General features: G+C 62.5%; 15 protein-coding genes. 9 read left to right on the top strand and 6 right to left on the bottom strand.

Features of this window, described 5'->3' with window-relative positions; genetic code table 11:
- Positions 1-73: 73 nt before the first annotated feature.
- The 3 genes from B5E41_RS00900 to ptsN all read left to right on the top strand — a co-directional run bounded on the left by B5E41_RS00900 (position 74) and on the right by ptsN (position 2,377).
- Positions 74-979, top strand: a complete 906-nt coding sequence (locus B5E41_RS00900) for a DMT family transporter (protein WP_088390327.1) — start codon at positions 74-76, stop codon at positions 977-979.
- Between the two features lie 284 nt (positions 980-1,263).
- On the top strand, positions 1,264-1,839 hold the full coding sequence (gene hpf, locus B5E41_RS00890) for a ribosome hibernation-promoting factor, HPF/YfiA family (RefSeq protein ID WP_020920235.1): 576 nt from the start codon (positions 1,264-1,266) through the stop codon (positions 1,837-1,839).
- Between the two features lie 73 nt (positions 1,840-1,912).
- The gene (ptsN, locus tag B5E41_RS00885; RefSeq protein ID WP_011423788.1) at positions 1,913-2,377 is read left to right on the top strand and encodes a PTS IIA-like nitrogen regulatory protein PtsN; all 465 of its coding nucleotides are present in this window, start codon (positions 1,913-1,915) and stop codon (positions 2,375-2,377) included.
- Positions 2,378-2,450: 73 nt separating this feature from the next.
- Here the strand turns inward: ptsN and B5E41_RS00880 are convergent, their stop codons facing one another.
- The 3 genes from B5E41_RS00880 to B5E41_RS00870 form a co-directional block, all read right to left on the bottom strand.
- Complete coding sequence (locus B5E41_RS00880; protein WP_088390323.1) at positions 2,451-4,805, bottom strand: methyl-accepting chemotaxis protein; 2,355 nt, start codon at positions 4,803-4,805, stop codon at positions 2,451-2,453.
- A gap of 242 nt (positions 4,806-5,047) precedes the next feature.
- Positions 5,048-5,944, bottom strand: coding sequence for a ribokinase (locus tag B5E41_RS00875; protein ID WP_088390739.1), 897 nt, complete (start codon positions 5,942-5,944; stop codon positions 5,048-5,050).
- Positions 5,945-6,023: 79 nt separating this feature from the next.
- Positions 6,024-7,247 carry a DNA recombination protein RmuC gene (locus B5E41_RS00870; protein WP_088390321.1) on the bottom strand — a complete coding sequence of 408 codons (1,224 nt, stop codon included), beginning with the start codon at positions 7,245-7,247 and terminating at the stop codon, positions 6,024-6,026.
- Positions 7,248-7,444: 197 nt separating this feature from the next.
- Here B5E41_RS00870 and B5E41_RS00865 point away from each other — a divergent pair, with 197 nt between their 5' ends.
- The 6 genes from B5E41_RS00865 to truA all read left to right on the top strand — a co-directional run bounded on the left by B5E41_RS00865 (position 7,445) and on the right by truA (position 12,077).
- The gene (locus B5E41_RS00865) at positions 7,445-8,941 is read left to right on the top strand and encodes a globin-coupled sensor protein (protein ID WP_088390319.1); all 1,497 of its coding nucleotides are present in this window, start codon (positions 7,445-7,447) and stop codon (positions 8,939-8,941) included.
- 98 nt (positions 8,942-9,039) lie between these two features.
- Positions 9,040-9,555, top strand: a complete 516-nt coding sequence (gene def, locus B5E41_RS00860; RefSeq protein WP_088390317.1) for a peptide deformylase — start codon at positions 9,040-9,042, stop codon at positions 9,553-9,555.
- A gap of 65 nt (positions 9,556-9,620) precedes the next feature.
- Positions 9,621-9,905: a plasmid stabilization protein gene (locus B5E41_RS00855; protein WP_085857937.1), complete on the top strand. Its 285-nt coding sequence runs from the start codon at positions 9,621-9,623 to the stop codon at positions 9,903-9,905.
- Complete coding sequence (locus tag B5E41_RS00850) at positions 9,902-10,324, top strand: type II toxin-antitoxin system VapC family toxin (RefSeq protein WP_088390315.1); 423 nt, start codon at positions 9,902-9,904, stop codon at positions 10,322-10,324. Before B5E41_RS00855 ends, B5E41_RS00850 begins: the two co-directional genes overlap by 4 nt.
- Before the next feature lie 20 nt (positions 10,325-10,344).
- Positions 10,345-11,280: a methionyl-tRNA formyltransferase gene (fmt, locus tag B5E41_RS00845; protein WP_088390313.1), complete on the top strand. Its 936-nt coding sequence runs from the start codon at positions 10,345-10,347 to the stop codon at positions 11,278-11,280.
- Entirely contained in the window at positions 11,280-12,077 is a 798-nt protein-coding gene (truA, locus tag B5E41_RS00840; protein ID WP_088390311.1) for a tRNA pseudouridine(38-40) synthase TruA, read from the top strand. Before fmt ends, truA begins: the two co-directional genes overlap by 1 nt.
- A 20-nt stretch (positions 12,078-12,097) precedes the next feature.
- On the opposite strand, the gene B5E41_RS00835 is transcribed toward truA, so the two are convergent.
- The 3 genes from B5E41_RS00835 to dapD all read right to left on the bottom strand — a co-directional run bounded on the left by B5E41_RS00835 (position 12,098) and on the right by dapD (position 14,836).
- Positions 12,098-12,694, bottom strand: coding sequence for a hypothetical protein (locus B5E41_RS00835; protein WP_088390309.1), 597 nt, complete (start codon positions 12,692-12,694; stop codon positions 12,098-12,100).
- Positions 12,681-13,874 (bottom strand): succinyl-diaminopimelate desuccinylase, encoded by a 1,194-nt coding sequence (gene dapE / locus B5E41_RS00830; RefSeq protein WP_088390307.1) that lies wholly within the window; start codon positions 13,872-13,874, stop codon positions 12,681-12,683. Before dapE ends, B5E41_RS00835 begins: the two co-directional genes overlap by 14 nt.
- A gap of 101 nt (positions 13,875-13,975) precedes the next feature.
- Positions 13,976-14,836, bottom strand: coding sequence for a 2,3,4,5-tetrahydropyridine-2,6-dicarboxylate N-succinyltransferase (gene dapD / locus B5E41_RS00825; protein ID WP_064800473.1), 861 nt, complete (start codon positions 14,834-14,836; stop codon positions 13,976-13,978).
- Positions 14,837-14,868 lie beyond the last annotated feature (32 nt).

Here is a 14,868-nt window from a genome sequence, read left to right as displayed (position 1 = left end):
CGACGGTGATCGAAGCATCCACTTCGCAAATTGGCCTATTTCTCCCGTGTCTTAAACGAATATCGATGTGCCTATGACGCCGCAAAATCCGAAGCTTGCCAAAGAACTTGTCCTGCTTTTGGTGCTGGCGACCCTCTGGGGTTCTTCCTACACCTTTATCAAGATCGGGGTCGAAACGATCCCGCCGGTGACCTTGATCGCGGTGCGCACACTGATCGCCGGCGCCATTCTGCTGGCCGTGCTTCGCCATCGGCATGTCCGCCTGCCGCGCGACCGCGCGACATGGCGCCTGTTCGTCGTCCAGGCCTGTCTGAACAGCGTCATTCCTTTCACTCTGATCGCCTGGGCGGAGCAGTCCGTCGATGCCGGACTGGCGGTGATCCTGAATTCGGCGACGCCGATCTTCACCTTCCTGCTGACCGTGTCGATAACCCGCCATGAGCAGGCGACGGCGCGAAAGCTATTCGGCGTCGTCTCCGGGCTTGCCGGCATCTGCCTCGTCATCGGCGTCGAAGCGCTCGGCGGTCTTGGCGAAAGCCTGATGGCGCAGCTTGCCATCATCCTGGCGACCATCTGTTATGCCGGGGCCGCGATTTTCAGCAAGAACTTCAGAGGCCTTGATCCCGCTGTGCCGGCGGCCGGTTCGCTGATCTCGGGCGCGGTCATTCTGATGCCCGTGAGCCTGATCGTCGATCGGCCGTGGGGGCTCGATCCCTCGGCCGCATCGGTACTGGCGTTGCTTGCCCTTTCCGCCTTTTCGACGGCGCTTGCCTTTACGATCTATTTCCGCCTCGTTCAGACGCTGGGTTCGGTCGGAACCACGTCGCAAGCCTATCTCCGCGTGCCGATCGGTGTCGCGATCGGTATCGTCTTCCTCGGTGAAAGCCTGAGCCCGACGGCTTGGATCGGGCTCACCTGCGTCATTCTCGGTGTCATCGCCATGACGATGCCGCGCACAACGCAGGCCCGAAGCGCGTGAGCTCATGAAAGGAAGTTGCTGGAAGGCTCCTTCCGCAGGAGATTTGCTACAGCTTCTGCGACCCGGGGCTGATTCGGCCTCCTATTGACTTTCTGGTAAGCTCTGGCTAGAAGCCCGCCGCAATCGACGCCGTGAGCGCTTTTTGAAGTTATCCCCATCATCCAAAGGGCACCGAGGGCCCGCAGGCCCACGCCGATCTTGCTTGAGATTGCGCGAAGTGCTTGGATGAACCTGAGGCTTGGCGTAAACTGATACCCGCAAACGACCATAAGAAGGGAAACTCCATGAGTGTGCGTGTATCCGGGAAACATATGGAAATTGGTGAATCCTTCCGTCAAAAGATCGAGGACCAAATTGCTATGGCCATCACGAAATACTTCGACGGGGGGTATTCCGGCCAGGTGACCGTCGAAAAGGCGAGTTCTCGTTTCTCGGCAGACTGCAAGCTTCATCTCGACAGCGGGGTGGTGCTGCATGCCGCCGGCGAAGCAACCGATCCGCTGCTTGCCTTCGACGCCGCTTCCGAGCGCATCGAGAAGCGTCTGCGCCGCTACAAGCGCAAGCTGAAGGACCATCATGCCGGAAACCACCTGAATGGCTTTGCAGAAGTCTCCTACACGGTCATGGACTCCGTTCCTGATCACGAGGATGAAATTCCCGACGATTTCGCCCCGGCAATCGTCGCTGAAAGCACGAAGCAGTTGAAGACCATGTCCGTCGCCACCGCCGTGATGGCGCTCGACATGACCGATGAGCCGCTTCTCCTGTTCCGCAGTCCCGGCAAGGAACATCTGAATATCGTTTATCGTCGGCACGACGGAAATATTGGCTGGATCGATTCAGCCAATATCAAAGGCTGAGATCAGGGCGGTGAGCGGCGGTATCGCCGCCGCTCCTCGCATCATCTGATCCCGGCGACAGAAGGAAAAAGAAATGGCATTGGCAGATTTGCTCCATCAGGATGCGATCATTCCCGCCCTCAGAGTAAATTCCAAGAAACAGTTGCTTCAGGAATTGGCGGCAAGAGCCGCGAGGATCACCGGGCTCTCCGAACGGGAGATTTTCGACGTCATCCTGCAGCGCGAACGCCTCGGCTCGACCGGCGTAGGCAACGGTATCGCCATTCCCCACGGCAAGCTGGTGAACATTCATTCCATCGTCGGCATCTTCGCCCGGCTGGAGCAGCCTGTCGATTTCGAAGCGCTGGACGACCAGCCCGTCGATCTCGTCTTCCTGCTGCTGGCACCGGAGGGCGCCGGCGCCGATCATCTCAAAGCCCTGTCGCGCATCGCCCGCGTCCTGCGCGATCAAGACCTGGTGGCAAAGCTGCGGGCCACCGATTCCGCCTCGGCGATCTACGCCTTCCTCAACGAGGAGCAGACGTCGAACGCTGCTTGAGCTGCATAATCCCTAAATGAAAAAAGGCGCCTGATTTCGCAGGCGCCTTTTTTTCTTATGCAGGGCTGAACGGTCAGAACTCTTCCCAGTTATCCTGAGCCACGGCAGCCGAGCCATGCGATTGAGGCGTGGTGCGGCGGGTCGCCGGGGCGTGGCGGACCGCGGGAGCGGCCGCGAAATGCGAGGGGGCTGCAGCCGGCGCACGCATCTGCCTTGCCACGGAGGCGAGTGCAGTCGCGTTGGCGGAGCCGGAGACGCTGAAGCGTGTGGCGAGCGCCTTCAGCGTCTGCGCCTCGTCGTTGAGCGCCACGCTGGCGGCGGTCGCTTCCTCCACCATCGCCGCATTCTGCTGCGTCACCTGATCCATCTGGTTCATGGCCTGGTTGATTTCCTTCAGCCCGACCGCCTGTTCGCTCGCCGATGCCGAGATCTGCCGGATGAGGCTGTTGATGCCCATCACCTGTTCGGCGATCTTGTGCAGCGTGCCGCCCGCGCGCCCGACGAGATCGACGCCTTCCTTGACCTGGACGGCCGAGGTGTTGATCAGCGTCTTGATCTCCTTGGCAGCATTGGCCGAACGCTGCGCGAGTTCACGCACTTCCTGGGCGACGACGGCAAAACCCTTGCCGGCTTCGCCGGCGCGGGCCGCTTCGACGCCGGCATTCAGCGCCAGCAGGTTCGTCTGGAAGGCGATTTCGTCGATGACGCCGATGATCCGCGAAACCTCCGTCGAAGACTGCTCGATCCCCTGCATGGAGGCGATGGCTTTCTGCACCACTTCGCCTGATTTCTCGGCATCCTGGCAGGCGAGGTTGACGTTGTCGGCAGCCGTGCGGGCATTCTCGGCACTGGAATCGACCTGGGCGGTAAGCTCATTGAGCGCTGCCGCCGTCTCTTCCAGGCTTGCCGCCTGCTGCTCGGTGCGTTTGGCGAGGTCGGAAGCGCTGTTGCTGATCTCGCCGGTGCCGGCGCCGATATTGACGACGCTGAGATTCATCGTGTTGATGGTCTCTTCGAGGCTCGCAAGCGCGGCGTTGAAGTCCTGCTTCAGTTTGCCGTATTCGCCGGGGAATTCCTCAGTGATGCGGTGACCCAGATTGCCCTGGGACAGTTCGGAAAGGCCGGCGCCGACGATCGAGACGATATGACGCTGCAGCGACACCGATTGTTGCCGTTCCGATTCCGAACGGCTGCGCTCGGTCTCGGCGGCCTGTCGCTGGTGGGTGGCCTCGTCTTCGAGGCGCCTGGAGTCGGCGAGTTTGAAGCGGAAGCCTTCGAGCGCCTTGGCGACCGAACCGACTTCGTCGGTACGGTCCTGGGCAGCGATGGGTTCGGCATATTCGCCGTCGCTGAGCGTTTTGACGCTAGCGACAAGGCTGCCGAGCGGCCGCTGTACGAGCGAGCGGACGGCGAAATAGAGCGCGAGCATCACCGCACCGAGCACGATCAGGCCGGTGGCGATCATCATGTAGGTCTGGTCCTGCACCGGCGCGTTGATCGCCGTGTGCGGGACATCGACAAGCACGACCCAGGTGGCGTTGACGCCGGGGACTTCGAACGGATAGACGACGCGGTCGAAGGGGTCGAGGCCGTCATAAGTGAGATTCCTGACAAGGCCGGGCTGCTTGTTCGACAGCGCCGCCTTGACGACGTCGGCGCCTTCGCCGTCATATTGTTTCGTCATCAGGTCGGGGATCGGCGCGACGATCCAGTTGCCGGCCTGCGACAGCAGCGTCACGCGCCCCGAGCCGAAGGGATGCAGCGCCTGCAGCTTGTCGGTCAGCGACTTCAGCGAGATGTCGACACCGCCGACACCGATCATCTTGCCGCCCGCTATGACGGGATAGGCAATTGATGTCAGCAGCGTCGGTACATCTGTTCCCTGGGCGAGATAGGGGGTTGTGATCGCGCCCTTGCCGCTGTCGGCAGCAAGCTTCCACCATTCGGCGGTATAGTCATTGTCGAAGGTGGAGTATTGAATGCCACCGTCCTTGGTCTTCGACCAATAGGGCGTGAAGGCGCCGTTCTTGTTCGTGCCTTCGTCATTATTGTTGGCGATCTCGGTGGTCTTGCCGTCGAGCGCGCCGAGCTGCTCGCAGAACCAGCTGCCGAAGGCAAAGGCGTTCTGTTCGAGATTGGCCTTCAGCACGTTGATCATGCCCTTGCGATCGAGCGACTTGCCGTCATGGGCGCGGCCGAGAACGCCCATCATGCTGCGCGCGGCACTGGCGAGCTCGCCGACATTGGCGGCGATTTCATTGGCGATCGATTTTGCTTCGAGGTTGGCCTGATCCATCGTCAGCGTCTGGACGCGATCCCGGGTCTGGCCGATGAGGAAGAAATTCGAAACGATGAGAACAAGCGCGATGGCGATGCCGGTGATGACGATAAGCTTCGCCGCAAGCGATTTCATGCGAAAGATGAACATGGGGTCCTCGGGCAAGGATGCGCCGAAGGGGCATTCTTCGGCACAGGAGCGAAGGCATGGCTCCGTCATGGAGCAGCCGCATGAGCCGCGGATCCGCAAGCGCGAAGACCCGGCGATCACTGGGAAGATCGCCGGAGACCTCTTAAATTTGAGTGAAACTTTAGGGGTTTATATGAGGAAAGCCGCAGAAATCCCCTCAAAACTCGAAGGGAGGTCCGGCCACCTTTCGCAAGGAGGCCAGCCTATATTCTGTCTGCGACTTCCTCGCTCAAAGGAATCGACGGTTGCGCGCCTGATTTGAGGCATGCGAGTGAACCGGCGACCGCCGCGCGGCGCAGCGCCGTCGGAAAATCCACGTCATCGAGGCTGGCGGCGAAATAGCCGCAGAAGGTGTCTCCCGCTCCGACCGTGTCGACAGGATCGATCGCCAACCCTTGCGCCCGTGAAATGACCCCGTCGCGGATGGCGATGACGCCGTCACCACCGAGCGTCACGATCAGCGTCTGGCCGGTCTCCTGATGCAGGCGGACAAGCGCTGCCTCGCGCTCTTGCGTGTCCATGCCGTTCTGTCCGGCGAGCCGCTCGAACTCGGTCTCATTGGCAATGACGATATCGGCCAGGCGACCGAGACGCGGTGCATCGGGGATCAAGGGGGCGAGGTTGAGGATGCTGGTGATGCCTTTGGCGCGCGCGGCCGAGAGCGCGCGTTCGACGGCCGCGACAGGCACCTCGAGCTGCAACATCAGCATGTCGCCTTCGTTCATGCGGCCGATCGCGATTTCCGCATCCGCAGGCGTGACCAAGCCGTTGGCGCCCGGAACCACGGCGATCATGTTCTCGCCGTCGCCGCCCACGAGGATCAGCGCCGTGCCTGTGGGGCCGTCGACATGCTTGACGAGGGAGAGGTCGGTTCCGGCCTCATCGAGCAGGGCGAGAGCATCGGCGGCAAAAGCATCCTTGCCGACGGCGCCGGCCATGTGCACATAGCGGCCGGCGCGACGGGCTGCCAGCGCCTGGTTGGCGCCCTTGCCGCCGGCGGCCGTGGCAAAACCGTTGCCGGCCACCGTCTCGCCGGGCTTTGGCAGTCGCTCGGTCGTGGCGATGAGATCCATGTTGATGGATCCGAAAACTGTGATCATCAGGCTGTCCCGTCCTTTGGAGCATGCGAATGACATCATGCTCCTGCTATTTCATGGGGCGAGACACTGCCCGAAGCGATCACTCCTCGTCAACCACCCGAAGCTTGAGAAGGCCAGTACGGCTTTCCACGGATTTGGCCGGAGTCTCGTCGTGGCGGGCGGGTTTGGCGTCGCCGCCTGCCTCGAATTCCAGCGCCTCGATCTTGGCGCCGCGCCTGGTGAGCTTGTCGGCTGACGTGACCACCATGTCGATATCCTTCTGCGCCATGGCGAAATGGCCCTGCAGCTTGCGCACCCGCTCGTCGAGGCGGCTGAGATCGTCCATCAGCAGCGCCACCTCGCCCTGGATCAGATGCGCCTGCGCCCGCATGCGCTGGTCTTTCAGCACCGCCTGGATGACCTGGATCGACAGCATCAGCAGTGATGGTGATACGATGACGATGCGCGCCCGGTGCGCCTTCTGCACCAGGGCCTCGAAGTTCTCGTGGATCTCCGCGAAAATCGATTCTGACGGCACGAAGAGAAAGGCCGTCTCCTGGGTTTCCCCCTGAATCAGATATTTCTCCGAAATATCCCGGATATGGATCTCCATGTCGCGGCGGAACTGCTGGCCGGCGATCTTGGCGGCCTCGGGGCTGCCGGCGTCGCGGATGGCGTTCCAGGCTTCGAGCGGGAACTTTGCATCGATGACGAGCGGCGGCGCGCCGTTCGGCATGCGGATGGTGCAGTCCGGCCGCGAGCCGTTCGAAAGCGTCTGCTGGAAGGCATAAGCGCCCATCGGCAGGCCGTCCGCGACGATCGTCTCCATCCGCGACTGGCCGAAGGCGCCGCGCGTCTGCTTGTTCGAGAGAATCGCCTGCAGTCCGACGACGTCCTTGGCGAGCGTCTGGATATTGTTCTGCGCGGCATCGATGATCGCCAGCCGCTCCTGCAGCCGCTGCAGGTTCTCATGCGTCGATTTCGTCTGCTCCGTAATTGTCGAGCTGACGCGCTGCGACATGCCGTCGAGACGCTGGCTGATTGCCTGGTTGAGCTCGCTCTGACGCGCGCCGAAAACCTCGGCCATGGCCGCAATGCGGCCCTGCATCTCCGCCTGAATCTTCAAAAGCTCGGCCATGCGCGCCTCGCCTTCCCTGGCGCGCAGCTCCGCTTCCTCCGCCTGTTCACGGCGAAGGCCGCCGGCGCGCAGGAAAAGGACGATAATCAGGACGACGAGGGCCGCGAGAAGCCCGCCGGCAAGCGCCAGCATGGCCGGGCTGATCGAGGTAAGCGAAAGGGCGAGCGATTCGGAATGGACGGTCATGCCGCAACCATAACAGAAGAAACGGCGATATGAAGATCAAAACGTGAACGAAATTGGCCATACGCTCTATCTTCGCGAGCGGGCTTCCACTCATGGAAGAGAAATCGCAGCCCGACTTAACGATTGCTCAACCATATTCGCCAAACCTGCATCGCAGAAATTCCCTCCCGCGCGTCGCGCCAAATACAGAGATTTCCATGACATCCCAGCAGACCGACAATGCCCTCAGGCAGCGCCTCGATTTCATCGAACTGGACGAGGCGGCGCGCAAGTCGATGCGGGATCTGCGCCCTGTCATTACAGAGCTGATCGGCGGCGCCCTCGATAAATTCTACGCCAAGATCGCCAAGACCCCCGCCGTTTCGGGCTTCTTTTCCGATAAGAACCATGTCGGCCATGCCAAGAAGCGCCAGCAGGATCATTGGGCCAATCTCGCCAGCGGCGCCTACGACGAGAGCTATGTCGATGGCGTGACCGCGGTCGGCCGCACCCATGCCCGCATCGGGCTGGAGCCGCGCTGGTATGTCGGCGGCTATGCCCTCGTCATCTCCGAACTCGTCAAGGGCATCATGGAGAAGCAGTGGCCGTCGGTCTTCGCGCGCCAGCAGGGTAAACTGCTCGCCGAGAAGCTGTCGGCGGTCATCAAGGCGGGCATGCTCGACATGGATTATTCCATCTCGGTCTATCTCGAGACGCTTGAAGCCAAGCGCCAGGCTCTTGAAGAGCAGCGCGCCCAAGCCGAGGCTGATCAGACGATGGCGCTGGAGCAGCTGCGCCGCGGTCTGGAGGCGCTGTCGAGCGGGGATCTCGAGGCCACCCTGCCATCCGACCTGCCGGGCAATTTCCGGCAGATGGCCGAGGATTACAATCGTGCCGTCAAGGCTCTTCGCCAGTCCTTCGCATCGGTGCGCGACACGTCGGGCCATATCATGAACGGCGCCGACGTCATCTCCAATGCGACCAATGACCTGGCGTTGCGCACTGCCCAGCAGGCGGCGGGCGTCGAGGAGAGTTCGGCCGCCCTGCAGCAGCTTTCCGTCAGCGTCGGCCAGACCGCCGCCAATGCCGAGAAGGCTTCGGACGCCGTACGCGAGACGCAGCAGAAGGCGAAGAATTCGGGTGAACTCGTCACCAGCGCCGTCTCGGCGATGGCCGGCATCGAGAAATCCTCGACGGAGATTTCCAAGATCATCGGCGTCATCGACGAGATCGCCTTCCAGACCAATCTGCTGGCGCTGAACGCCGGCGTCGAGGCAGCGCGCGCCGGCGATGCCGGCAAGGGTTTTGCCGTCGTCGCCCAGGAAGTGCGCCAGCTGGCCCAGCGCACGGCCGAAGCCGCCAAGGAGATCAAGAACCTGATCTCGCAGAGTTCGACCCAGGTCAATGAGGGTGTCGGCATCGTCTCCAGCACCGGCGAGGCGCTGAACGACATGATCGGCCGCATCGACATCATCAACCGCTTCGTCGCCGATATCGCCGCTGCCGCCCGCGATCAGGCGACCGGCGTCAACGAGGTCAGTGTGGCGATCCGCAGCATGGGCGAGATCACCCAGCAGAATTCCGGCATGGTCGAGCGCACGTCGGCGGAAACCGGCCGCCTCAAGGACGAGGTGGACCAACTGATCGAGCTGCTGCGCCGCTTCCGCGCCCGGCCGGAAGGCCATGCTGCCATCACCGCTCGCCGGGCGGCTTGATGCGAATATGGCGAAATTCCGGGCGGGGATGCAAAAAAGCGTCTTCCCCGCTCGTCGGATAATTCCATAGCGGGAAAAGATGGGTTATGGGAACGCCCATGACCATCAAGCCACTCATCATCCTTCCCGACCCCGTTCTCCGTCAGCTCTCCAAGCCGATCGAGCGTGTGGATGCCGACCTGCAGCGCCTTGCCGACGACATGCTGGAAACCATGTACGACGCGCCGGGCATCGGCCTTGCTGCAATCCAGATCGGCGTGCCGCGCCGCATGCTGGTTATCGACGTCTCCCGCGAGGGCGAGGAAAAGCAGCCGCAGGTCTTCATCAATCCCGAGATCGTCAAATCCTCCGACGAGCGCTCGGTCTATGAGGAAGGTTGCCTGTCGATTCCTGACTATTATGCCGAGGTCGAGCGCCCGGCTGCCGTCTCGGTCAAATATCTCGACCGCAACGGCAAGGAACAGACGGTGGAAGCCGATGGGCTGCTCGCCACCTGCCTGCAGCACGAGATCGACCACCTGAACGGCGTGCTCTTCATCGACCACATCTCGCGGCTGAAGCGGGAGATGGTGATCAAGAAGTTCACCAAGGCGGCGAAATCGAAGGCGCTCTGAGCGTTGCATTGAAAATGCGCCAGCGAAGCCCTATGATATCACCGATATCATGATGGAGGTGCCGCATGGGTGATTTTCTGATTAGAAATATCTCCGAAGCAATGAAGCGAGACATTGCGGAAGCGGCGCAGCGGAGCGGAAACAGTCTTTCCGACGAGGCCAAGGAGCTTTTGCGGGAGGCGCTTCAAAGAAAAAACGCAGCAAAGCCCGAAACCGGGTCGGCCTATGCCGCCATACGCGCCGCTTTCGAAAGAGAAGACGCAGTAGACGACGAATTCGTTGCGATCATGGGAGAAATCGAGGCCGCGCGTAAAAAGGACTTTGGCCGGCCGTTCGAGGACCTTGAATGATCGTACTTGATACGAATGTGGTTTCCGAATTCGCCAGGTCGTTGCCGAATGAACAGGTGAAAGCCTGGATGTTGCGGCAGGACAGCGCGAGAATCTGGCTTTGCACCGTCGGCTTGATGGAGCAGATTTATGGGGCCGAAAGAGTTCGCCTGAAGACGGGATCGGATCGCTTCTTTCGTGCCATCGAGAATTTAGTGAAAGGCCAATTCCGTGACCGTATCGTCGGTTGGGATTTGCAAGCGGCCATGGCAACCGGCCGCCTGCGGGCAAAGCGCGAAAGCGTAGGGCGGCCGATTTCGGTCCAGGACGCGATGATCGCCGCCATCTGCCTTGCAAACGGCGCCACGCTCGCCACCCGCAACATCCGAGATTTCGAGGGGCTTGATCTCAAGCTCGTAAACCCGTTTGAAGACGGCTGATCCTCAATTGGCGAGATAGAATGTCTCTTAGCATCATTTTCATGGGAACCCCGGAGTTCTCCGTTCCGACCCTGCGCCTGCTCGTCGATGCCGGCCACAGGATCGTCGCCGTCTATACGCAGCCGCCGCGGCCGGGCGGGCGGCGCGGGCTCGATCTGCAGAAATCGCCGGTGCACCAGGCGGCCGAACTGCTCGGCCTGCCGGTCTTCACGCCGGTCAATTTCAAGGATGCGGAGGAGCGCGAGAGGTTTGCCGCGTTCAAGGCCGATGTCGCCGTCGTCGTCGCCTACGGGCTGCTGCTGCCGGAGGCGGTTTTGAACGGCACCCGCGACGGCTGCTATAACGGCCATGCCTCGCTGCTGCCGCGCTGGCGGGGTGCTGCGCCGATCCAGCGGGCGATCATGGCCGGCGATGAAAAGACCGGCATGATGGTGATGAAAATGGACAAGGGTCTCGACACCGGCCCCGTGGCGCTCAGCCGCGAAGTCGAGATCGGCCCGAACATGACGGCCGGCGAACTGCACGACCGGCTGATGCAGGTCGGCGCCAAGGCGATGGCGGAAGCCATGGTGAAGCTCGAAATGACCGACCTGCCGCTGACGCCGCAGCGGCAAGACGGCGTGCTTTATGCCGCCAAGATCGACAAGGCCGAGACGCGCATCGATTTCGCCAGGCCGGCGCGGGATGTGCACAACCATATCCGCGGCCTGGCACCGTTTCCGGGCGCCTGGTTCGAGCTGGAGCTCGGCGGCAAGCCGGAACGGGTGAAGGTGCTGGGCTCGGAGCTGGCTGAGGGGCAGGGGACCGCCGGACAGTTGCTGACCGACGATCTCGTCGTCGCCTGTGCTTCCGGCGCGGTGCGGCTGACCAGGCTGCAGAAGGCAGGTGGCAAGCCGCTTGCCGCATCCGATTTCCTCCGGGGCACGCCACTTGCAGCCGGCACGAGGCTTTCCTGATGCCGCGTTTCCGCATGACCGTCGAATATGACGGCGGCCCCTATGTCGGCTGGCAGCGGCAGGAGAACGGCCCCTCGGTGCAGGGGGCGATCGAGGCTGCGGTGCTGTCGCTGACCGGCGAGACCGTGTCGATCCGCGGCGCCGGCCGCACCGATTCCGGCGTTCACGCCATGGGACAGGTGATCCATGCCGATCTTTCCAAGGACTGGTCGCCCTACAAGCTGCAAAATGCCCTGAACGCGCATCTGAGGCTTGCCGGCGAGCGTGTCTCCATTCTCGACGTCGAGGCGGTTCCCGATTTTTTCGATGCCCGCTTTTCCGCACTGCGGCGCCATTATCTCTACCGCATCGTCAGCCGCCGGGCACCGCTGGCGCTCGAAGCCGGCAAGGCCTGGTGGGTGCCGAAGACGCTCGATCACGAGGTCATGCACGCCGCCGCCCAGAGGCTGGTCGGGCGGCACGATTTCTCCACTTTCCGCTCCGCCCATTGCCAGGCGAACAGCCCGGTGCGCACGCTCGACCGTCTTGACGTGACGCGAAACGGCGAATTGATCGAGATCCGCGCCACGGCGCAGAGCTTCCTCCACAACCAGATCCGTTCCTTCGCCGGCACGCTGAAGCTTGCCGGCGAAGGCAAATGGACCCCTGGAGATGTGCAGGCAGCGCTCGAGGCGCAGGACCGCAAGGCCTGCGGCCCGGTGGCGCCGTCCGAAGGGCTCTATTTCCTGCAGGTGGATTATCCCGAGGTGATCACTGACCGCCGCAGGCCCGCCGACGAAAACGACGACGATCTCTGATGCTCATGCGATACCGCGGGTCAGGCCGGGTAGATGCCGAGGAAGTGCTGCAGATATTCCGAAAGGATCATCGATGGCACGAGCAGCACCAGCGTCAGCGCCCCGACCATCAGCGCGTGATCGTGGCAGATCATCCTGAGAATGCGGGCCAGGGCGAAGATCTGCGCCAGCATGAAGGCGAGGAGCAGCAGCGAGACGAGGCCGACGGTGCCGGGCAGGAAGAACACCAGCGCCAATAGCAGACCGTTGATATAGGAGAGCGGCACGCCGAGCCAGTTGACGCTGACGACGACGGGGGCGAAGCGCTCGCCCATGCGGAAGGCAAGCAGCAGCAGCCCGGCAAAGACCAGCGGCACGAACCAGTTGGCGACCTCGACGAGGGCGAGCCTGATGTAGAAGGCAAGATCGACATCGGCCTCGGGCGGCATCGACCGCAGGAAGGCCTGTCGCCACCAGAGCCAGGAAATGCCCATCGGCGGCAGGCACCAGGCCATCGCCCAGAACGAGCGGTTGACGCCGCGCTCCGATAGATCGAGGAAGCGGAAGCCGCGCGGATCCATCCGGATCAGCAGCCAGAGGCCGGCCAGATAATACTGGACTTCCCTAAGACCCGGCATGAGCGAACCAGCGGTCGATGAAGGTTTCGTAGATCGCCGTCAGCGTCTCCAGATCGGCAACGGCGACACGCTCGTCGACCATGTGCATCGTCTGACCGACAAGGCCGAACTCGACGACCGGACAATAATCCTTGATGAAGCGGGCGTCCGACGTGCCGCCCGTGGTCGAAAGCTGCGGCGAGCGGCCGATCGCGCTCTCGATGGCCGAAGACAGCGAGGCGATCAGGGCGTTGTTGCGGGTCAGGAAGACATGGCTCGGCCGGTCGGCCCAGACGATATCGTATTTCACCGGCTCCCGGCCCGGCCGCAGCTGGCCGTTGCCGGCAGCGGCCTCGAGCCGCCGCAGGATTTCCGCACGCAGCGTGTCGACGGTCCAGCTGTCGTTGAAGCGGATGTTGAAGCTTGCCGATGCCTTGGCCGGAATGACGTTGGTGGCCGGATTGCCGACATCGACCGTCGTCACTTCGAGGTTCGACGGCTGGAAATCGTCGGTGCCACCGTCGAAGGGCGGATCCATCAGCGCCTGCGTCAGCTGCAGCACGCCGCGCACCGGATTGTCGGCGAGGTGCGGGTAGGCGGCATGGCCCTGAACGCCGTGTACGATGATCCTGCCTGACAGCGAGCCGCGCCGGCCGATCTTGATCATGTCGCCGAGCCGGTCCGGATTGGTCGGTTCTCCCACAAGGCAGGCGTCCCAGCGTTCGCCTCGCTCCGCCGCCCATTGCAGCAGTTTGATCGTGCCGTTGATCGCCGGGCCTTCTTCGTCGCCGGTGATGAGGAAAGAGATCGAGCCGGCCGGCGGCCCGTTTTTTTCGATATGACGGGCGACGGCGGCGACGAAACAGGCGATGCCGCCCTTCATGTCGACGGCGCCGCGTCCGAAGAGCTCGCCCTTTGATATCTCCGCGGCAAAAGGCGGGTGCGCCCAGGCGGCTTCATCGCCAACCGGCACGACATCGGTATGGCCGGCAAACATCAAGTGCGGACCCTCGCCGCCGAGGCGGGCATAGAGGTTCTCGATATCGGGTGTTCCCTCTTCGCTCGCTCTCACTTTGTCGACTTTGAAGCCGAGCGGTGTAAGCATCGCTTCCAGCGCCGTCAGCGCGCCGCCTTCGGCTGGTGTGACGGAGGGGCAGCGAATCAGCGTTTGCAGATTGGCGACGGGATCGGTAGCGGTCATGGCGGTCGAACTATCCGGCGGGAATGGCAAAGACATGGCAAGGCGAGGCCGCCTCGCTCAAAGAGACGTCGCCTGTTTACCGGATCAATGCCCCGGTGTCATCAATCTCTGAGCAGCTCGTTGATGCCGGTCTTCGAACGGGTCTGTTCGTCGACGCGCTTGACGATGACGGCGCAGTAGAGGTGCGGCGCCGGCTGGCCGTTTGCCATCGTCGCATTGGCCGAGGCCATCGAGCCGGCGACGACGACGGAATAGGGCGGCACTTCGCCGTACATCACCTCGCCGGTGGCGCGGTCGACGATCTTGGTCGACTTGCCGATGTAAACACCCATGCCGAGCACGGAGCCTTCACGGATGATGCAGCCCTCGACCACTTCGGAACGGGCGCCGATGAAGCAATTGTCCTCGATGATCGTCGGGCCGGCCTGCATCGGCTCCAGCACGCCGCCGATGCCGACGCCGCCGGACAGATGCACATGTTTGCCGATCTGCGCGCAGGAACCGACCGTCGCCCAGGTGTCGACCATCGTGCCTTCGCCGACATAGGCGCCGAGATTGACGAAGGAGGGCATCAGGATGGCGTTCGGCGCGATATAGGCCGAGCGGCGCACGACGCAGTTGGGAACGGCGCGGAAACCCGCGGCGCGGAACTGGTTCTCGCCCCAGTTCTCGAATTTCGAAGGAACCTTGTCCCACCAGGTGGAATTGCCGGAGCCGCCCTTGACCACTTCCATGTCGTTGAGGCGGAAGGACAAGAGCACCGCCTTCTTCAGCCACTGATTGACCGTCCAGGCGCCGTCGGCGCCGCGGGTCGCCACGCGGGCTTTGCCGGAATCGAGCAGATCGAGCGCCGCTTCGACCGCATCACGGACCTCGCCCTTCGTCGACATGTTCACATTGTCGCGATTGTCGAAGGCGGCTTCGATGGTCTTTTCCAGGGATGCGAGGTCGGTGGCGCTCATGAGAATTCCTTAAACTTCGATCTTTATCGTGG

The organism is Rhizobium esperanzae, assembly GCF_002204185.1.
Classification (GTDB): Bacteria; Pseudomonadota; Alphaproteobacteria; order Rhizobiales; family Rhizobiaceae; genus Rhizobium; species Rhizobium esperanzae.
This window is presented reverse-complemented; position numbering and strand designations above follow the sequence as displayed.